The following is a 19613-nucleotide window of genomic DNA, read 5'->3' as shown; positions in this document are numbered from 1 at the left end:
ATGGTAAATTGTGAGCCAATCTGCCGATCATTTCGTAACACAAATTAACTCATCCCAATTTGTGGTGTAGTTTGGACTTTTATTTCCCTGTTTCATCTTCCAAGGTTGCTTGAATCCCTCGGATGCAAGTTTCAAAGTGCCTCGACCCATACGAGCATTGATTTGATCCATGACACTCATCAACTTGCTGGATTGATTATCTGCTGCGGATACCGAACCGAAGAGATCCAGTTGCCGGTATTGCCTCGGTACCAGTTCAGACAGCATCACGCCCGCTTTCTGATACCGATAACCGCTGCGATAAATTTTGCGTAATCCCCATAGCGCAATCTTGGTTAGTAATCTCGTGTCATCCGTTTGTCTTGGCAACGCAATCGTCATACTGTTGGCATAATACGGTTTTTTCTCATTGAATGGACTGGTGCGAATATTGACATGTACTGATCCAGCATAGGATTGTTGTCTTCGCAGCTTCTCTGCTGCACGGCTGATATAAAGGGATACAGATTCTTCGAGGCTAGCCAGATCGGATACAGGGATTCCGAAGGAACGGGAACTGACGATCTGTTTTTTCGGAGGATTAATTTCTTCCAGTTCGATACAGGCAGTGCCATTGATTTCGCGAATGGTTTTCTCCATCACGACCGAGAAACGGGCGCGCAGTTGCGATGGCGATGCGGTTTTGAGATCCAGCACGGTCTTGATGCCTATTTCATGCAGTTTGGGGGAAAGCCGCCTGCCAATACCCCAGATCTCACCGACTTCTATTTTTCTGAACCATTCATCTTGTTGCTGTGATGACATAGCGTTCAGGTTGCAGACACCATTGAATTCCGGATTTTTCTTGGCAATATGATTGGCAAGCTTGGCCAACGTCTTGGTTGACCCAATTCCAACACAAACCGGCAATCCCGTCCATTGTTTAACTCGCTGACGAATTTGCTGCCCATAATCCGCATGGCTGCGTCTTTTAAACCCAGTGAGATCCAAAAAACATTCATCAATGGAATAAATTTCCTGGTTTGGACTGAACATCGCCAAGATGCTCATGACGCGATTGCTCATGTCGGCATACAGCACATAATTGGATGAATAAGCAATGATCCCGTGTTTCATGGCTAAATCTTTTAACTGGAACCATGGCTGTCCCATTTTGACGCCCAGTGCTTTTACCTCGTTACTTCTGGCAACCGCGCAACCGTCATTGTTGGATAGCACCACAACCGGTTTGTCTTCTAGTGTGGGACTGAATACCCGTTCGCAACTCACATAAAAATTGTTGACGTCGATTAACGCGATGGAGCGGTTATGCTTATCCATGCAGTGCGATGATTTCAACGTTCTTTCTGTTCAGGAATTTCAGCAGATAGCGGTAAGTATCACGATCAAAATGGGGATGAGTCGCTATTTCATCAAATTCCTGATGATCTCTTGCTGTTCCAAGATGACACCATTGATCAAAAACATGCATTTCTGTCATGTCATTATCCGGATTATGCTCTCGAATCCCGATGCGACCATCAAACGGCCACGCTAAAAGCTTGTAACCACTTAAGGCTGTCAAAAGGCGTAGGCGATGTGATTCCGCAGATTCTTTGTCCGCACATAAGCCTTTACAATGTTTTAATTGATGAGAAAAACACACGCCAGAGCCTTTTTCCAGCCCTAATGCCTTATCACATAACCCATACTCATCGGCAAGCTTATTTAGAATCTCCAGTGCTTGTCGTTTGGTTTTGAAAGTGCCAAAAACATTATCTAAGGTAGTCCAGTCAATATCACTTTCATAAATCAAGGTAACCAATGGCCGGGCCGCGGGGTCATCAGAAACCTGCCATGCACATAATTGTCTCTCACGTCTGAGCTGCCGATTATGGATAGGCTGATATTCTTTAATCAAGTGCGATTCTAATAACAAGGCTCCGAGCTCTCCACTGGTGACCCGGTACTCGATTCGCTTGATTTCTTGGGCAATGCGCATTTCCTTGGCTGAACTATGGTCAGCCTGAAAGTGACTGAGTACACGCGTTCTTAAAGTAACACTTTTACCGACATACAGCAGTGCACTTTCGCCATGGAATAAATAAACACCGAAGGTATCCGGTATAGCATAGATTTCAAGTTGATCGAGATTAGCCGGAATGGCTTGCTGTTTCAGTAATGCCAGGACAGCTTCCTGAACGGTATTTTCACCTAATTCATTGAAGGCTGCAGCAATAAACGCCGCCATCATTTCCGTATCACCCATGGCCCGGTGGCGATTCTCACAGACTAGCTTGAATCGTTCAATGATGGCATCTAAGCCATGTCCTTTATGTTGCGGATATAGCTTTCTTGAAAGTTTAACCGTGCAAAGGAGTTTTTTCTGGAAGGTAATGCCAATGCGCTTGAACTCATTTTTGAGGAAACCATAATCAAAACGCACATTGTGGGCACACAAAACGGCACCATCGACCAAATCTAGCAGCGTGTTGCGAACTTCAAAGAAAGTCGGCGCATTTTTTACCATGCTTTGGGTTATGCCGGTCAATCGCTGAATGAATGGTGAGATACTGACTTCTGGATTGATGAGCGTAGTCCAACGGCCGACTTCAATACCGTTCTCATAACGGATTAAGCCTATCTCAGTAATACGATCTTGAGTTGGGGTAGCACCTGTTGTTTCCAGATCAAGCAATACATAACACGGCAACAACGTACTCATTTGAAACGACGGAATGATCCTATCACGACACCAAAAATCTCAAACTGGGTATCTGGACGAATGTAAATGGGTTTATAAGCGCCCGTTGAATTGGCTGGCATAAGCCTGGGCATTTTGTTCGCACCGTAATCAAGGATTTTAATGGTGAATTCACGGTCAACCACTGCCAGCACAATGTCACCGATGCCTGGTGTCTTTGATCTATCTACCACAACTTTATCGCCCGGCAGCAAACCGACATCAATCATCGAATCTCCCTTAATCGTAACGAAGAATGTTGATGCGGCATGATCGATCAGAAATTCACTGACATCGAGACTTTTCTCGACATGATCATCTGCCGGACTAGGGAAGCCTGCCGCCACTTTAGTGGAAAAAAGCGGCAACAAGGTTGGTTGATCGCTGATGATAGGAGTAAAGAATTCATCCACGTTGACTGCTTCATGATCAGAGCATGTTCGTTTAAGCTGGTATGCATCCAGAAAGTTTTTGATGGTAGCTCCCTGACTTTGCGGTATACGCATTGTAACCGTCGGTTCGCCATATTTACCCTGGCCGCGTGGTCTGCCCGCATTTTCTCTTTTTCCGCCACGATTTGGCATTTTTCGAATGGCCCATGTTTGATATATGAAACAGCATTCAAACACACCGGCTGTTGCGATGTCAAATATGCCGAAAGAATCTATATCAGGTATCAGGTATTGGATGATAGTATCGATTCTGGCTCCGAGAATCTGCGCAATCTTGGCCATCGATCATGAATCCCGTGGTATTCAGGTGGCGTTTCTTCAGTAACTACGTAGATTCTTTGTTCACCATCCCTTTCAGCAAGTAATGCCTGTATAGCGATGTCGGGTGCCAGAGTGATCCAATGGGATTGTTTGTCATGGTCTTTTTCCATAAAGCTTTCAACAGGAATTAATACCGGTCTTGGATGCCACGGCTTCCACTTTCCTGCTTTGATGGAATCAAGTCGTGCCCATCCGCCGTTGGAAAATTTACCTATCTCCTCTTCCTTTCGTCTACCTCAGATGATCCAGGTAACACCGCCATGTCGCAGCATTACAGGAAGCCTGGCATCAGGCTGCGGAAAGTAAATCTTCTGATCTTGGTATTCAATACCGCCGCACATAATAACCCGGCCATTAGCTGCTGCGTAAGCGCGAAGCTGTTTTTGCGACCATTGCAATTAGCCGTTGACTAGCTTCATGCTCAAAGGATGGCGACATACGCTTGATTTCATCGCTGCGTAATTGATGACGTTTTGCGGTCAGTTGCCAATTACCCAGACTTTCCCCGATCTTTTGTAATGCCTGGTCTGTTACTGATTGATTTAATGCAAAGTAGTCTGCCAGCTCCAGACAGGTATCTAATGATGGTTTAACGCTTTGGTTAAATGCCAGTTGATGCACTCGTTGGGTAAAAGGCTGTGTTGTCGGGTTTAAATCATAAGCAGGTGCCAGTCGCCATCCCTGGGAAACACGCAGAAAACCATGATTGCGTAGATGATCATCAATATTGCCGGTCATAACGTTGAATGTCATACGCCGCCATAATTCCAGGCGATCTTGTGCAGGCTGAGCAGATTCACGATTAATGGCATCAGCTATTTCCAGATAACTCGCCCCCTCCTTGGTATCTTCATTGCGTCCTAATAGTGTCATGGCCGACATAAAAGGGGTGCGCAGTGTTTTCTCACGATCAAATCGCTTGACCAGTAGAACCGGCGAATCACTCTTTGCATTTAAAACCCTGAATGCTGTTATCTCAATTCCGGCTTGTTGTGCAAGATCCAGCATAACGGCTTCCCATAAACTGACTCGCTCAGTATCGTTCTGTGAAGAAAACTTGGCAATCCAAAGTTCACCGGCATCTTCAATCGCCGCTTTGGGTCGCGCTCCGCCAAGCGATGAACCAGGTTGCGCAAGCATGGCAAGATCAGCGGCAGTCTCAGTACCACTCTCGAAATGCCTGGCTGCGGTTTCAAGTTGTCGCATATGAATCAACTTGGGAATATTCGTATGTTCTGCAAGAAACACGTCTGGCATATGACAATGACTTAAACGAAGTCCGCCCATGCGCATGTAATCACTAACACCCAACATATAGTCACTGTCACTTAAAAAAATACCGGTTGTGCGTGTCTGAATCAGTCTGCCCCAACGATCTGGTGAAATATCCTGGAAAGCACCCCATAAGCGGTTGTTCAAATACGGCATATCAACCAGTAAAGGGAGTTCCGGATCAATGGCAAAGCGATTGGGATGTTTGATCCAGGTGCGTTCATAGATAAAGCGGTAGTTTTCCCTGCCACGGCTTTTATGAATTTCCAAGTGACCAATGCGATGCAGTTGTCCTTGCCAATCCAATGAGACAAGCAGGTGTGTATCACTCATTTAGAAACTCTGACTCGTTTGGGTAGTTTTTCATCCATCAGATCCAGACCGAGGGAATCATGGGTACGATCTATCAGCATTTCGAGTTCATCGGCTTTACCGAGGATATATAACGCCATCGCGTAATTGCCCATACTGGTATTAGGCTCACCGCGTTCAATTTTTGCAACCGTCACCCGTGTAACGCCCATGCGCTCAGCCATCAACTGCACAGTAATTCCCCGGCGCTTTCTTGCGTCACGAATGTCACCACCGAGTTTCTTCAGGACTTGTTCAACACGAAATGATCTGACAGACATAATGAATACTATAGCAAACATTTTATGATATAAAGATCACTATAGTATACTATATAGAGATTTAATACCGAATAAACTGTCAGCGTATACGACTTTTGCGTTTACCCAATCCACCATCTTCCTTCACAAAGGCTCTTGGCTTCCTAAAAATGGCGCTTATCTCACCGGATATCGATGCAAATAACCCTTCTTCCCGCAATGAACGATAATCAGAGCCCTCTACGGTTAGCACATCTTTTAGTATGCCAGCTTCACAGGCTTTAGATAATACCGGGTGCCTGTAATCATTGGCATTCGTGATGGCAAATACCGTATTGACGCCAGAATTGCGTGCAAAATTTTGTAGTCGCGCCAGAAGCAGATTTTGAGGGCGATCAAGTACCGATAAGGGTAATTCACTTAACGACAATACAAAACCTGTTGCACTGATGCCTATCAAGTTAAAAAACTGATCCCGCTTTTTTAAAGCATGGCCTATCTTTGCCAGATCCTCCGGTGAGGCTATTTTCTCCAGGAGCAGTTCATGATTTTTATAATGATTATTCTGATAACCCCCAGCCTGATCACCCATCCAATCCACAAAATCGACATGACCGTCTTTATCAATGACACTGTATTGACTGGTATTGATAACCACATGGCCTTTGAAACTCGGAACAAATGATGCGATTATTTCTGTGAGCCTGATATCCTGACTCGATGGCGTAGCATTACCCGATGGATGATTATGCAATAACCAGTAACCATCGGCTTTAACATGTCGTCTAGTTTTTTCTACCAAAATACCCAGATCATGTTTGGCCTGTCCAATCTTCTCCAGATAGACTGCACCCGGCAATCTGGAACTCACAGCCGTATGATGAACGATGCGATTCATACGGGTATAGAAGATTCTCAACGTCTCATAACGTGGATCGCGCAGTATTTGCGCCATTATTGCCAAATCATGGCCTGATTTGATGGACTGATTCAGGAAGGTGGTTCCTCCTTTTTCTCGGAAGTCTTTTGGGAAATCACAACCCAATAAGGTGCCACCTGCCCATCGAGCATGAGCTTCAAGCAGTTCTGTATAGGCACCTTTTCCTGCTTCTTTTTGCTTTTCGGTAGTACCGGGACGAGTCTCAATGTTTTCATAAAGATCACCTTCATCAGAATTGGATGGGGTTCCTGGAATCTTCAGCCTATTATCGCGCATAATGACACCTCTTTATGTTATTACCTGACCAATGCCGTTTTTGCTTGATTTCCTGCTGCTTAGGTTCAATAGGGCCATGTAACTTCAATAAGCTGTCCTGTTTAGCCTGCTGCGATATTTTTTCAACAACCGATCCAACTTGTCGTTTGACTGCTTCAATACCCAACGCGCTTTTATTGGCAAGATCATTAAAATCATTTAATTTCTTTGAGTCCCGCTCACTTGGCGCAAAAACCGGAAATACTGCCACACCATCAACTAAACTTGCTGCTTCCAGCGCTTTTTCCTTGCCGGGGTTTTTGCCAAGGGTGGATTCCAGGTGATGATCATCGTCACCTGCGATGACGATTGGCTTGTGCGGGTATTTATGATGTAAATCCTTAGCTACTTTGGATAAGTTACCCGAATCAAAAGCGGCTATGACAGGATAACCCAGCGCCTGAGATAGCGTGTCTGCGGTGGCATAGCCTTCAGCAATCACAATAGCGGGTAGCGTATTAATAGTTGCATCTACACTCTGACCGTTATTTCCCACAACATGAAAGTTATTCTCCTTTCTGCTACCCGCTGCAAAAAGCTTTGCGCCACTAGCCTGTATCGTTTGCACACTCCAGATCTGTCCATGAACATCTTGTGCGGCCAGCAACAAATCACCGGCTGTCAGTACAATGCAGTCTGGATTCTCTTCTCGTAGTGCTTTGACTTCCTGCCAGTTCTGACCAATTTTTATGATTGAGTCATTGGGTAAATCATCCGTATTCTGCGGCACAATTCTCAGATCACCTGGCCGGGCATGCTTGTCCATCAAGTAAGGATGCTCGGAATCGGCAGCAGGTGCGATAGTCAGCAATTGTTGAATTGCATCAGCAACCTTATTTTGCTGTGCCTGTTGTTCAGCTTTTCTGTTTTGCTGCTTGATAGCGGCCTGTGCGATCAGTTCTGCTTTCTGCTCATCCGTTAACGAATACCCCTTGGCTTTCCAACGGGTCTCAATACCGGTTCGATTGTTCTTGAAATACCCGGCAGGATGCCCATCCAGATGCGCCACATAAAACCCCGATTTCTCACCGGACTTGTCGCTTTCAACTTTAATTCTGTGTTTACTGCCATCCATCACAGGATGATTGCCATCAACCAAGCAACCTTGAGCTCGCAGCAAATCAGCAAATTCCACGTGAGGATCGATAGCTGGTTCCTGCTGACTGGAAACATTCTGCGGTAGCCAACGCTGTAATGTTTGAATATCTGCTTCTGACCCTACGTACCAGGCACGGGCGATTTTGTCCCAACGAGCTCCAGCGGCCTTTGCCAAATCCTTCTCTATATAAGGAACAATCAAATATTGACGAGCATTGCCATCGTTTTGTTCGGTCTTGGCTCCTGATATCGATACTTCAGTACTAAGTGGATCATTTCGAATACGATTTTGATGGATGTTGGCGAGCTTAGCGGCCTTTTCATGTTCATTTTTTTCGGCAGCGACATCAATGAGTGCAAGCAAATTGGTTAAATCTTCCGCTTCTTGCGCAGACTCACAGTCTTTTACCCATTGAAAAGTCTGGTCATCACGCTGCATAGTCACGCCCCAGAATTGCGGTTCTGTATTCAATGAGTCAGCGGATACTATCGACTCAACGCCATTTTCATCGGTTTGAATGACGTTGCCCTGCACTTGGGTGCGCCCATTCCAGTCAGCCGGAATGCTAAAACCCAATTTGTCTGAAGATACTTCTTCAAACTCCAGATTATCAATGGCACCATTCCTCAAAAACTTGAGCGCATCGGCAACTAAAACGATGGCATCCTGATCTTTTTTTGGCATATCCTGTGTCAAATCATTAAACCGTTTGATATTGTGGGATGCGATGGTGGCCAGATCCGGTGAGAGATTCAGTAAATAAGCTGTGGTGTTTTGCTTGATTTGATCCATTCTGATTGCCTCCTCTACATCAACTTTCTGTGCAATTTCCTGTTGTTGTGACAATGCCAGTACATATTCTTGGATTTTTTCCGCATCAGCGGCAGCACGAAATATTTCTGTCGGATCTTCCTGCAGCGCTTTGATCCATGAACTCACATAAGCCACATGCTGCCCCGGATCATGACCGATACCCAGCTCACCGCTGAGCAACATGCTGGCAATCTCGGCACGTAGTTCTTCTTTGGCATAACCGTGGCTGCCGAATGGATGCGCGAGATCACGATTTAAGCGCAATTCATGACCGGTCCAGTGGCCCAGTTCATGCAGGGCGGTTGCGTAATAGCGATCGGGAGTCGGAAATTGATGCTTGTGTGGCAAGTGGATACTGTCGGTTGCTGGCCGGTAAAATGCGCGATCAGCTTCGCCATGACGGATCACGGCATTGGATGCTTGTAATATGTGCTCAGCACGCTCCAGTGAATCCCAGTCAGGGGCTTTAATGTCAAGTTCGGGCAGATTATCCATCTGCTGCGCATTAAATACGGCGGCATAAAACACTCTGGGGCGCTCAAGTCTGACCTGTTCTTTAATGGGATTGCCTTCACTATTTAAAACAGGACTCCCGTTATCATCTTTTTTGATGTGCTCCTCAGCAAATTTCCAATATTGCACGAGCGTGCTTTTTTCGCCTTTACGCACCTGTGCCCCCAGACTTACCGCTTGCTTGTACGTTAACCAACGCGGATCCGTATACGCACGACTCATTAGGTTCAGGCTATTAATGCCCCGATAACGTTTGTCGGTTGTTGGATTGACCGGTAATACGGCCAGCAGATCACCGGGTTTCCAGGGCTTTTGCCAGGGTGCAACACCTTTTTTGAGTTGCTCAATCAGATTCTCGGCGACTTGTTCATGAAAAGCCTTATTAGCCTCTTTCATCGTCAACCTCCGCTGTCTGATCAATGGCGCTATCCAGCGCATCTTCCTCACTCAAAGCATCTTCTTTGAATGCGCCCAGCCTTTCAGCCTCCAAGGGATCAAATTCAGCCTGGAAGCCCGGTATTTCTGCATCGAGTAGTTTTTCCTGTATTACCTGATCCTGATATTCAGGACTGTTTGTTTCAGCATCAATCGGCGGTCTATTCATAACATTGCCTCCTTTAAATTTTAATTAATGACTCCAGGTAAAAATCGGACGGACAACCTGTTGAATCTGATCACGCGCAATCAGTCCGAAATAGCGCGCATCAAAGGATTGTGGATTCAAATCGGATAGCAGTAGGTATTCAAAATCATCTAACACCCTTTGATCCAGGTGGTATTGCGGCAATGCATGCCCTTCAGCATCGATTTTCAATTGGGCGCTGTTGGGTAAGTATTTGCCATTTACAAATATGCCCGCCTGATCGATGGAAACCGTATCCCCGGATTGTGCAAACACACGTTTGAGCAACAAACCATAGCCACCAGGGCAATTACCTTGATTGATGTAGGATCTATCCTTAGCCATATCAAAAATCGCATCCTGTGGTGGGCAGAAAGCGACATAAGCGCCGCTGACAATCGGTTCATCAACGACTTTGTAAAAACCCACTGGCAAGCTGGGTGTGGTATTGATATAAGTTCCGCTGATTCGTGCACCAATACTTAGTACAAATACGCTAATGCTTAGGGTCAGAATCAAAACAGCCAGGATTTTGATGGTTTTTTTCATGAAATTGACTCAGTAGAGCTCGAGGTATCTCACAGTCCAGTTAATTTGTCGCTGAAGCTCGGGGGATTCACTTGCGCTCGTGCCGTAAAGGTTTCATCCTGAAAGTACAAAGGCTGCGTGCCATAGATCGCGGGGAAACCAGCCACATAAATAATCATGTCACCTGGCTTGGTGATTTTTCCTTCAGCATCTTTCATGGGACCGGGCAGTCGCATACATTCATCCGGTGTTAATAATGCGCGTTGCGTTTCCTGTAAGGTACGGGTGACATGTCCATGCATCATCGATGACCGACGGCCGCTGGTGGTGATCTGCTCTTTGATGACTGTGGTTTGCCCGGTCAGTTTGGATAAGTGTTCCGCCGTTTCAATCCGGTTGGGTGCAAAAGCGGTCTGGATGTGACAGTTGGAAGTAATCGCCTCATCATGCCCATATCCGGTCTCACGGCTTTTGAGTTGATTTAAGTCTTGGCAGATCAGATAGGCTTTCATGCCATAGCCTGCGATAAACGCGAGGGATTCCTGAAAGATTTCAAGTTTTCCTAAACTTGGGAATTCATCCAGCATCAATAGCAGTTTGTGTTTGTAATGCGCGGCTGGTTGACCGTCTTTAAATGTGATTCTATCGGCCAGCTTTCTGATGATCATATTGATCAGAATGCGGATTAAAGGACGCAACCGCGATTTGTCATTGGGGTGCGAAACAATATACAAACTGACGGGATGCTCATGGTGCATGAGGTCTCGGATCTTAAAATCGGAATCACTGATATTGTTTGCGACGATCGGATCGCGATACAGGGACAAATATGATTTGGCGGTTGATAGCACGGAACCCGCTTCTTCTTCCGGGCGATCTAACATATCGCGCGCACTCGCTGCAATAACCGGATGGCTCTTGCCATCCAGATAATCTTGCATGGCCATTTCCATCCACAGCTCCCTGATATCGCGATCAGGATCGGATAGCATTGAGTCAACTGTTGATAAGGTGGCGGGAGTTCCTTCTCGCTCAAACTTGTACAAAATATGCAAAATGACACCTACCAGCAATGCCTGGCTGGTTTTCTGCCAATGCGTTTGTAATCCCTTACCATCCGGGTCAACGATTAAAGTGGTCAGGTTTTGAACGTCGGCCACTTCCATGCCGCTGCCAATCTGGATTTCATCCAGCGGATTCCAATGCGCGCTACTGGTTGATGCCGGATCAAAGCGCAGCACTTTATTTTTGGCATGATGCTTTCTCCAACCGGAAGTGAGTGCCCATAACTCACCTTTGAGATCAGTAATGACCGCGCTCTGAGTCCAAGAAAGCAAAGTGGGTATAACTAGACTCACTCCCTTACCAGAGCGAGTCGGGGCATAACACAACACATGTTCCGGGCCGCTGTGTTTCAGATAGTGGGTTTTGCCGGAATTATCCTGCCAGCCGCCGACATAAACCGCATCACTTTTGTAATTCTTGCCCGTTGCCAGTAATCCCGCAGCCTCAATATCCTTTTTATCTGCCCATCTGGCCGAGCCATGCAATCCCTGATTGGTTCTGGATGAATTAGCCAGCACCATTTTAATGACCAGCACCAGAATCAAACCGATGCTGGAAAATAAGATGCCAAAACCTGCCGCCAGATCGAAGATGCCCGAATACTCGCCATACCATTTATTTGCCCATAGCAGAATTGCCCAGGGTTCATAAATGTTAAAGAAGTGTGTGCCTAATTGCGGCTGATAGTTGAATTGGTAGGCAAGATACTGGGTGGCGACTTGGAATCCGCCAACAAGACAGATAATGGATAATGAGCGAACGATAATCTTGTCTTTTTTGATATTTCTGCTGTCTTTAGAACTCAGATTGATGTTATTCATCAGAGGCTCCTTCTGGTGTTGGAGGTGGTGGATCGTTTTTGACCTGCCGATTGCACTTTATTGACCCTGTGCTGTTTCATTAACTCCTGACGGTATTGTTCAAGCGGCTTATCGTCAAAAGTCACGCGCATTTGGTTTTGTGCTGCGACCTGTGCTATCTCATGACGAAACGATTCTGTTCCATTGATTGCCAAGTGACTGCCGTACTTCTTCATGGCGACTTGCAAAATATCTCTCAAGGCTTCCTGCGATGTATCCGGCAGCACGATTAATCGCTTGCCGTCATCGCGAATTGTGGTTGATCCTGCTTTATAAGTGACTGTGCCGATTTTGGTAATCGATTCAACAGAATTGTCTTTAATGAGGCCATCCTTGAAGTAGCCATTAGGTTTATCATTGCTTGGCTTAGCCGATACCTGGTTGCCCTTAAATTGACCCACTCTTCTGGATCGCAAAACAGCCAATGCTTCAGCATTGCCATTTTTTGCTTCTTTTGCTAACCAATCCAGCCACCCCATTCTGGAATGACGGGTTTTAGAATGTTGATAGGCTTTCTGGTAATCTCCTCTAATGACTTCGATAGTCGTTTTGAATTGCTGATGAGCGGTTGCATATAGCGCTTTTTTAGCCAATCTCCCGGCTTTGATGCTTTTAATGATGTTACGCTTGAGTTTCGCTTCCCGTTTGGCGCGCTCAATGAGTTGATCCCTTGTGTGTCGCAACATGGCCCATTGAGTAGTTCGCTGTCTGGCGGAATCATTCTGCTCTTGTTGGTATCTTGCATAAAGTTCTGAAGTATCGATTCGATTCTGCAATGGTCTTGGCTGGTATTGTTTAGTGTTCTGTTGTGACGATTGTGTAGAATGTTCATTCTGTACAAAAGCACCCAGTCTTTGAGTTAAATTCCCCTTGGATAAAGAGCGATCAATAGAGCTGGCTTTGACAGCTACGCCATTGTTGGCGACCAACACAAAACCGCTGCCACGTTCCTTGATTTCAAGGCCATGCTTAGCTAAAACCTGATGCAAGTCCTGCCAGTTGTCCGCATCTTTGATTTCAGTGAGTGCCTCACGCTTAATCCAGCCCAGCAAGCTCTCAACACCTGTTCTGGTTTCAATTTCTTGCGTTACTCTGGCTGCTTTATCACTCACAGTTTCATGATTAACTTTTGTTAAGCCATATTCTTGCTCGATCTGTTCGCAAAGCTTGGCTACTTTCTTGTAGTCATAGTAGGGATTATGGATTATTAAGTTTCTAGGATGTATCTTGTTAATTGCGATATGCATATGCAGGTTATTGGTATCATCATGGACTACGCTGATGCGTTGATGACCATTAAAACCCAGAGCCTCACAAAACCGCTCTTCAATGGCATTCAGATCAGCAAGGGATAAACGCTCTCCTTCAGGGAAGCTCAGTACCAAATGACAGGTTTTGTCTGATTTGGCGCGCGTGTTCATTTCCTGCGTGTTCTGAATTTCAAGTAAGGCAGCCGTTAGATCGTCTGTATAGCAGTTTGATACCTTGATCTGGCTGACACGTTCACTCTTGTCTTGGGGATCAGTTAAATACTGTATCAGCACAGAGAAGCTGCTTTTGCGCACTGATTTGATGGGTATGATTTTAGCGATCATCGTATTTAAGCTGCTTAAGTAAAAATGACTATTCCGAAAGTTATTTTTTAAGCTTCATAATGGCATCCAGCATCGTGTTTTGGGTAATGCGGATACTGTCCAAGGTCATATGTAATTGTGACTTGCCAATCAATTTAGTACGCTTATCATTGGTGAGCCAAAGTTTGATCAATCCACCCAGTCTGCCAAGATCACCATTAATTTTTAGCAGGCTATCTACCTGTCTGCTGTCAACAATACTGGGCACTTGATAACCCAGACCCAGATTGCGCAGGTACTCTGCCACAGTTAATCCGGCATCCGTTGCTTTACTCTTTATTTCAGCTTCCTCGATTGGCAAAACAGGCACCCTGAGCTTCTTATCTCTTCTTTCTTTTTTGATTGTCTTGGGGTTCTTTTTGTCAATCATTTCAGTTTTCCTCGAAGAGCAAGATCAACGTTGAGCACAAAGTGCAAATAAGTTGGAGTGGAGATGGCCATCTCCACATATCTTGCCCGGTTCTGTGAGTTTCAAGAAATATACTAACACTATAATCGATGTTTGCAAATAGTTTATTTTCGTTATATCATAATTTCAAACAGTATAAAAATACATGAAAGAAGCTTTATTCAACTAAATAACAGTCGCTTAGAAACAAAAAGAAAGGATAAGCAATTAATTGATACTGAAAGCAACAAAAAGAAACAGAAAGGAAAGCAAAAAAACAAAAAACTGTTTGTACGCCAAGATAAATATTTTTGTGGAAATTGTGTGATGACTAAATCCTTATCAGATCGAATCGCACTTTATGCGGATAGAAACAAAAGTACCGGTAAGCAATTTTTACCGGCGTTCATCGCGTTGAAACCTGATATCGAGCAGGCATTAAAGGATGGCTGGACGATTCGCCAGATCTGGAACATTTTGCACCAGGAAGAAAAAATCAAATGTTCTTATCAATGGTTCAGAACACTGGTCAATCGACATATTGGTGAGGACAAAAAGCAGCATTCGCGCATTGATCAAGGAAAGTCAGCTGGGAGTAATCATGAAGGATTTCGTTTTAATTCTGCAACTGAAAAAGAGGAGTTGGTCTGATGGCTAAAATACATATGATTTTGCAAGGGAAGGGCGGAGTAGGCAAATCGTTCATATCATCCACGCTAGCACAACATAAGTTTGCCAAAGGCGGCAATCCATTATGCATTGATACAGATCCGGTTAATGCTACTTTTTATGGATTTAAGAAGCTCAATGTTAAGCAGATTAATGTAATGAACAATGATGAGATTGATTCGAGAAAGTTTGATGATCTGATTGAACTCATTGCCAAAGCAGACAATGACGTCATTATTGACAATGGTGCCAGCACCTTTGTGCCGATGTCACATTATCTCATCAGCAACCAGATACCCGCCTTGCTTTTAGATATGGGGCATGAACTGGTTGTACATACTGTCATCACCGGCAGCCAGGCTCTACTGGATACATTGAATGGTTTTGTGCATCTGATTAAACAGTTTCCCAAAGAAACACTGTTTGTCGTCTGGTTGAATCCTTATTGGGGAGAAATCACCATGAATGGCAAACAGTTCGAAGAAATGAAGGCGTATGTGGATAACAAAGCCCGAGTATCCGCCATTATCCGAATTCCGCACTACAAGCCTGAGACTTTCGGCAAGGATTTAAGTGAAATCCTGCAATCAAAATTTACTTTCGATGAAGCGCTTAAAAATAGCGCATTACCGGTGATGGTGCGTCAAAGATTAATGATTATTCGCAAGCAACTCTTCACTAACATTGAAAATGTGTCTGCGGTTTTAACATGAGTAATGACAAATTAGATGCGCTCATTGAAAGAATAGCTTCAGAACACGGCATTGTTCTGTCGCAGGATGATCCGGTATTGATGATGCATACCTTGAATGAAGTATTGCTGGAACAAAATGAAAAAGCCCATGCTGAGCTGCTAAGCAATTACCAGGCGATATTGGAAGAGAACTTTAATCGGTGGTGTGAATATTCGACCAAGAAATCCAATGTGCTGATTAATTCATCCATCAGTAACACGCAATTAACACGAGACCAGTTCCTGGAAAGCTGTATTCAGTTGATCGATGAAAGGATTAAAAGCGGGGTGAATCAGGAGATTTATGATCTGACCAGAATTTCCAGGCAAGCGGCTATCATCAATTTACTGGCATCCACCTTACTCTTGGTTTCGGTTGTAACCATATTTTTTATTTTGTTATAGCAAGATTTTCTAAAAATAAGTTGGATAGTCCATGAGAACGTTAAATTTAAGTGAAGCTGCCCAATTCTTGAAGTTGCACCCTGAAGAAGTGCGCCGTCGCGCTAAAGCGGGAATTATTCCGGGTGCAAAATTAGGGAAACGATGGGCATTTATTGAAGATGATCTTGCTGACCACATTCGCTCGTTATATGCTTGCACTCGGCAAGCGTTGCAAGTGGGACATGAGGAGAAACAATTATGTCACTCTGTAAACGTGGTAAGACGTGGTGGATTAGTTTCACCACACCAAGCGGCGAGCGAGTTAGATGCTCTGCTGCAACTGAAGATAAAACCCAGGCGCAAGAATTCCACGATAAGCTGAAAGCGGAATCCTGGCGTGTTGCAAGACTGGGGAATAAGCCAAAGCGGACTTGGGATGAGGCGGCATGCAAATTTTTGTTAGAAACACAGCACAAAGCGACGCATGAACGCGACAAGGAGAAATTACGATGGCTACAGCAGTTTTTACGTAAAAAGCTATTGAATGAGATTGATCGGATGCTGATAGATCATATTGCACATACCAAGGCCAAAGAAACTAGCCCATCAACTGCTAATCGGCATTTAGCGCTGATACGGGCAATTTTGCGCAAGGCATGCTATGACTGGGAGTGGACTGACAAGGTTCCGAAAATTAGATTATTTCCGGAACCTAAACATCGAGTACGTTGGTTAACTCCTGAGCAGGTGAAAATGCTTCTTAAGGAATTACCCGCTCATCAACAGGATATGGTGATTTTTGCTTTATCAACTGGATTAAGACAATCAAACGTAATCAACTTGGAATGGAGCCAGGTTGATCTGGAACGCAAGGCTGCATGGGTTCATCCTGATCAGGCAAAAGCCAGAAAGGCAATCCATGTTCCGTTAAATTCAATAGCTTTGGCTGTTTTATTTCGGCAAAGTGGCAAGCATCCAAGCAGAGTATTTACTTATAAAGGTCGCTCAATTTCTTGGGCAAATACCAGTGCATGGAGAAATGCTTTGAAACGGGCCGGAATAGATAATTTCAGATGGCATGACCTGCGCCATACATGGGCAAGTTGGTTAGCCCAACAAGGTGCGCCCATGAATGTGTTACAGGAGCTTGGAGGCTGGGAATCGGAAGAGATGGTCAGGCGGTATGCTCACCTCTCAAAACCCCAACTTTTACAGCATGCCGAATTGGTTTCAAATGTCTTTATTGGCACAAATTTGGCACACCCTAAGAAAAAAGAGGTTAGAGAAACACTCTAACCTCTTGATTTGTTGGTGGGTCTGGCTGGACTCGAACCAGCGACCAAGGGATTATGAGTCCCCTGCTCTAACCAACTGAGCTACAGACCCCTAAATTATTATTTTAATTATTACCGGTATCCAGGAAACTGCGTAAACGCTCAGAACGCGCCGGATGGCGTAACTTGCGTAATGCCTTGGCTTCGATCTGACGAATGCGTTCACGGGTAACATCGAACTGTTTTCCGACTTCTTCCAAAGTATGATCGGTATTCATCTCAATGCCAAAACGCATACGTAGCACTTTGGCTTCGCGCGGCGTCAAAGAGTCAAGTATATCCTTTGTTACGCCACGTAAGCTAGCATAAACTGCTGCATCGGCTGGAGCCATCGTTGCCGCATCTTCGATAAAGTCGCCGAGATGCGAATCTTCATCATCCCCAATCGGGGTTTCCATAGAAATTGGCTCTTTGGAGATTTTAAGAATTTTACGAATCTTTTCTTCTGGCATTTCCATTTTCTGCGCTAGAACTGCCGGCTCCGGTTCTTGCCCAGTTTCTTGCAGGATCTGGCGCGAGATGCGATTCATTTTATTGATTGTTTCAATCATATGAACCGGTATCCGGATAGTGCGTGCCTGATCGGCAATAGACCGGGTAATCGCCTGACGAATCCACCAGGTTGCGTAAGTTGAAAATTTATAACCGCGCCGATATTCAAATTTATCGACCGCTTTCATTAAGCCAATATTGCCTTCCTGAATCAGATCAAGGAATTGCAATCCACGATTGGTGTATTTCTTGGCAATAGAAATCACTAAACGTAAATTTGCTTCGGTCATCTCACGCTTGGCCCGGCGCGCCTTCGCTTCACCCGTCGACATCTTACGATTGATTTCCTTCAGATCCTTGATTGGAATACCAATCTTATCTTTGAGCGTCAGTAAATTTTGTTGCTCTTCCAGAACTGAAGGCCTATAGTGCTCGAGTGCTTGACTATATGGCTTTCCAGCTTCGATTTCTTGCTTTATCCACTCAAGGTTTGTTTCATTCCCAGGAAAAGTCTTAATGAAATGGTTCCTTGGCATTTTTGCTTTGGATACACATAGATCCATTATTTTACGTTCATAATTACGTACATCGCCGACTAATTCACGCTGCGTATCACAAAGCTTCTCCACCATTTTTGCTGAGAAGCGGATAGCCATCAGTTCAGATGATATTTTATCCTGCAACTCAATATATTCCTGATGATACGGTCCATCCTTTTCAAGGAGGTTTTGCATCTCGGTATAAATTTCACGAATAACTGAGAAACGTTCCAGTGCATCAGCTTTCAATTTCAATAAATCTGCACTGGCAATAGCAGCGCTGTCTCCATCTTCATCTTCGTCTTCATCGCCAAGATCGTTGGCAGCTAATTCTTGCTCTAGTGACTCTTCAGAAAACTCTTCATTAATAATATCCTGAGCATTCGCATCCAGTAGCCCATCAACAACTTCATCAATGCGTAAAATATCTTTTTCAACTTCAGTAGCCAGATCGACAATTCTTGCAATAATCGGCGGGCAAGCAGATATTGCCTGAATCATGTGGCGCAAACCACCTTCAATACGTTTCGCAATTTCAATTTCGCTTTCACGCGTTAGCAAACCCACAGAGCCCATTTCCCGCATATACATGCGCACAGGATCGGTGGTGCGTCCAAACTCAGAATCCACGGTAGAAAGTGCCGCTTCTGCTTCTTCTGCAACATCTTCATCTGCGACCGTCGTTGCTGCATCCGACATCAGCAATGTTTCGGCATCCGGTGCTTCATCATGCACCGATATACCCATATCATTGATCATGCTGATAATGCCTTCTATCTGCTCCGCATCCAGCATATCATCAGGCAGATGATCATTGATTTCAGCATAGGTCAGGTATCCGCGTTCTTTGCCCAATCCAATAAGCATTTTCAGGCGCATGCGACGCGCTTCGATATCTTGCGGTAGCGAATTACCACTATCTATAACAGAAATTGCTCCCGCATCAATTACTTGGTCAATTCCAGCCGTTGCTTTGTTTTTCTTAGGCACTCTACCTCTGGTTTTCTTGCCCTCAGTGGATTCAATGTCATCTTCTCCAATGATTGATTGAGAAACCTCAGTAGCAGCGTAAGCCGCTCTAGCGGATATTTTTACATCAACGACATCTATGCTTGCTGTCTCTTCTTTTGCTTTTTTAGCAGTTATTTTTAACTTTTTTTCAGTTTTAGCTACCAATTTATTAGGCTCTTTTTTCTCTACCGTTTCGGTATTGATATTATTATCTTTTTTAGTTGTTGATTTCTTGGTAACTTCATTACCTTTTGATTCGACCGCTTTTGTCTTTGGCATATTGGATTCCCAATAAT

18 protein-coding genes and 1 tRNA gene are annotated in these 19613 nt (G+C 44.7%); 5 read left to right on the top strand and 14 right to left on the bottom strand.

The annotated features are described in order from the left end of the window. Positions 1-27 precede the first annotated feature (27 nt). From umuC to traJ, 12 genes are all read right to left on the bottom strand, one after another. The gene (gene umuC / locus QZ942_RS09895; RefSeq protein ID WP_292995116.1) at positions 28-1320 is read right to left on the bottom strand and encodes a translesion error-prone DNA polymerase V subunit UmuC; all 1293 of its coding nucleotides are present in this window, start codon (positions 1318-1320) and stop codon (positions 28-30) included. Then, positions 1313-2704 carry an exonuclease domain-containing protein gene (locus tag QZ942_RS09890; RefSeq protein WP_292995114.1) on the bottom strand — a complete coding sequence of 464 codons (1392 nt, stop codon included), beginning with the start codon at positions 2702-2704 and terminating at the stop codon, positions 1313-1315. Before QZ942_RS09890 ends, umuC begins: the two co-directional genes overlap by 8 nt. Continuing rightward, positions 2701-3306 (bottom strand): translesion error-prone DNA polymerase V autoproteolytic subunit, encoded by a 606-nt coding sequence (gene umuD, locus QZ942_RS09885; protein ID WP_292995184.1) that lies wholly within the window; start codon positions 3304-3306, stop codon positions 2701-2703. The genes QZ942_RS09890 and umuD overlap by 4 nt, the downstream gene beginning before the upstream one ends. Positions 3307-3849: 543 nt before the next feature. Beyond that, positions 3850-5100: a type II toxin-antitoxin system HipA family toxin gene (locus QZ942_RS09880; protein WP_292995112.1), complete on the bottom strand. Its 1251-nt coding sequence runs from the start codon at positions 5098-5100 to the stop codon at positions 3850-3852. After that, positions 5097-5399, bottom strand: a complete 303-nt coding sequence (locus tag QZ942_RS09875) for a helix-turn-helix transcriptional regulator (protein WP_292995110.1) — start codon at positions 5397-5399, stop codon at positions 5097-5099. Before QZ942_RS09875 ends, QZ942_RS09880 begins: the two co-directional genes overlap by 4 nt. A 79-nt stretch (positions 5400-5478) precedes the next feature. After that, positions 5479-6594 carry a JAB domain-containing protein gene (locus tag QZ942_RS09870; protein WP_292995108.1) on the bottom strand — a complete coding sequence of 372 codons (1116 nt, stop codon included), beginning with the start codon at positions 6592-6594 and terminating at the stop codon, positions 5479-5481. Next, positions 6584-9454, bottom strand: coding sequence for a zincin-like metallopeptidase domain-containing protein (locus QZ942_RS09865; RefSeq protein ID WP_292995106.1), 2871 nt, complete (start codon positions 9452-9454; stop codon positions 6584-6586). The genes QZ942_RS09870 and QZ942_RS09865 overlap by 11 nt, the downstream gene beginning before the upstream one ends. After that, on the bottom strand, positions 9441-9662 hold the full coding sequence (locus tag QZ942_RS09860; protein WP_292995104.1) for a conjugal transfer protein TraD: 222 nt from the start codon (positions 9660-9662) through the stop codon (positions 9441-9443). Before QZ942_RS09860 ends, QZ942_RS09865 begins: the two co-directional genes overlap by 14 nt. A 24-nt stretch (positions 9663-9686) precedes the next feature. Then, positions 9687-10229, bottom strand: coding sequence for a conjugative transfer signal peptidase TraF (gene traF, locus QZ942_RS09855; protein WP_292995102.1), 543 nt, complete (start codon positions 10227-10229; stop codon positions 9687-9689). A gap of 29 nt (positions 10230-10258) precedes the next feature. After that, positions 10259-12094: a type IV secretory system conjugative DNA transfer family protein gene (locus QZ942_RS09850; protein WP_292995100.1), complete on the bottom strand. Its 1836-nt coding sequence runs from the start codon at positions 12092-12094 to the stop codon at positions 10259-10261. Next, positions 12094-13728 (bottom strand): TraI/MobA(P) family conjugative relaxase, encoded by a 1635-nt coding sequence (gene traI, locus QZ942_RS09845; RefSeq protein ID WP_292995098.1) that lies wholly within the window; start codon positions 13726-13728, stop codon positions 12094-12096. The genes QZ942_RS09850 and traI overlap by 1 nt, the downstream gene beginning before the upstream one ends. Before the next feature lie 40 nt (positions 13729-13768). Next, on the bottom strand, positions 13769-14137 hold the full coding sequence (gene traJ, locus QZ942_RS09840; protein WP_292995096.1) for a conjugal transfer transcriptional regulator TraJ: 369 nt from the start codon (positions 14135-14137) through the stop codon (positions 13769-13771). A gap of 132 nt (positions 14138-14269) precedes the next feature. Between traJ and QZ942_RS09835 the strand changes: the two genes are divergently transcribed. From QZ942_RS09835 to QZ942_RS09815, 5 genes are read left to right on the top strand one after another with little or no spacing between them, the layout of a single operon-like run. Beyond that, positions 14270-14806 (top strand): TraK family protein, encoded by a 537-nt coding sequence (locus QZ942_RS09835; RefSeq protein WP_292995094.1) that lies wholly within the window; start codon positions 14270-14272, stop codon positions 14804-14806. Continuing rightward, positions 14806-15537, top strand: a complete 732-nt coding sequence (locus tag QZ942_RS09830; protein WP_292995092.1) for a conjugal transfer protein TraL — start codon at positions 14806-14808, stop codon at positions 15535-15537. Before QZ942_RS09835 ends, QZ942_RS09830 begins: the two co-directional genes overlap by 1 nt. Beyond that, a complete protein-coding gene (locus QZ942_RS09825; protein WP_292995090.1) occupies positions 15534-15962 on the top strand; it encodes a conjugal transfer protein TraM in 429 nt (142 codons plus the stop codon). The genes QZ942_RS09830 and QZ942_RS09825 overlap by 4 nt, the downstream gene beginning before the upstream one ends. Before the next feature lie 31 nt (positions 15963-15993). Beyond that, positions 15994-16323, top strand: a complete 330-nt coding sequence (locus QZ942_RS09820) for a helix-turn-helix domain-containing protein (protein WP_090322377.1) — start codon at positions 15994-15996, stop codon at positions 16321-16323. Then, positions 16233-17237, top strand: a complete 1005-nt coding sequence (locus QZ942_RS09815; protein WP_366836358.1) for a site-specific integrase — start codon at positions 16233-16235, stop codon at positions 17235-17237. Before QZ942_RS09820 ends, QZ942_RS09815 begins: the two co-directional genes overlap by 91 nt. A gap of 13 nt (positions 17238-17250) precedes the next feature. Here QZ942_RS09815 and QZ942_RS09810 read toward each other — a convergent pair. Beyond that, a tRNA-Ile gene (locus QZ942_RS09810) sits at positions 17251-17327 on the bottom strand. Positions 17328-17340: 13 nt separating this feature from the next. Further along, positions 17341-19596 carry an RNA polymerase sigma factor RpoD gene (rpoD, locus tag QZ942_RS09805; protein WP_292995085.1) on the bottom strand — a complete coding sequence of 752 codons (2256 nt, stop codon included), beginning with the start codon at positions 19594-19596 and terminating at the stop codon, positions 17341-17343. Positions 19597-19613 lie beyond the last annotated feature (17 nt).

This window comes from Nitrosomonas sp., from assembly GCF_021731985.1.
Lineage (GTDB): Bacteria > Pseudomonadota > Gammaproteobacteria > Burkholderiales > Nitrosomonadaceae > Nitrosomonas.
This window is presented reverse-complemented; position numbering and strand designations above follow the sequence as displayed.

Excerpts from the sequence above, each read along its gene's own strand:
- umuC (WP_292995116.1), bottom strand. The coding sequence starts at position 1,320 with ATGGATAAGCATAACCGCTCCATCGCGTTAATCGACGTCAACAATTTT.
- QZ942_RS09890 (WP_292995114.1), bottom strand. The coding sequence starts at position 2,704 with ATGAGTACGTTGTTGCCGTGTTATGTATTGCTTGATCTGGAAACAACA.
- umuD (WP_292995184.1), bottom strand. The coding sequence starts at position 3,306 with ATGCCAAATCGTGGCGGAAAAAGAGAAAATGCGGGCAGACCACGCGGC.
- QZ942_RS09880 (WP_292995112.1), bottom strand. The coding sequence starts at position 5,100 with ATGAGTGATACACACCTGCTTGTCTCATTGGATTGGCAAGGACAACTG.
- QZ942_RS09875 (WP_292995110.1), bottom strand. The coding sequence starts at position 5,399 with ATGTCTGTCAGATCATTTCGTGTTGAACAAGTCCTGAAGAAACTCGGT.
- QZ942_RS09870 (WP_292995108.1), bottom strand. The coding sequence starts at position 6,594 with ATGCGCGATAATAGGCTGAAGATTCCAGGAACCCCATCCAATTCTGAT.
- QZ942_RS09865 (WP_292995106.1), bottom strand. The coding sequence starts at position 9,454 with ATGAAAGAGGCTAATAAGGCTTTTCATGAACAAGTCGCCGAGAATCTG.
- QZ942_RS09860 (WP_292995104.1), bottom strand. The coding sequence starts at position 9,662 with ATGAATAGACCGCCGATTGATGCTGAAACAAACAGTCCTGAATATCAG.
- traF (WP_292995102.1), bottom strand. The coding sequence starts at position 10,229 with ATGAAAAAAACCATCAAAATCCTGGCTGTTTTGATTCTGACCCTAAGC.
- QZ942_RS09850 (WP_292995100.1), bottom strand. The coding sequence starts at position 12,094 with ATGAATAACATCAATCTGAGTTCTAAAGACAGCAGAAATATCAAAAAA.
- traI (WP_292995098.1), bottom strand. The coding sequence starts at position 13,728 with ATGATCGCTAAAATCATACCCATCAAATCAGTGCGCAAAAGCAGCTTC.
- traJ (WP_292995096.1), bottom strand. The coding sequence starts at position 14,137 with ATGATTGACAAAAAGAACCCCAAGACAATCAAAAAAGAAAGAAGAGAT.
- QZ942_RS09830 (WP_292995092.1), top strand. The coding sequence starts at position 14,806 with ATGGCTAAAATACATATGATTTTGCAAGGGAAGGGCGGAGTAGGCAAA.
- QZ942_RS09825 (WP_292995090.1), top strand. The coding sequence starts at position 15,534 with ATGAGTAATGACAAATTAGATGCGCTCATTGAAAGAATAGCTTCAGAA.
- QZ942_RS09820 (WP_090322377.1), top strand. The coding sequence starts at position 15,994 with ATGAGAACGTTAAATTTAAGTGAAGCTGCCCAATTCTTGAAGTTGCAC.
- rpoD (WP_292995085.1), bottom strand. The coding sequence starts at position 19,596 with ATGCCAAAGACAAAAGCGGTCGAATCAAAAGGTAATGAAGTTACCAAG.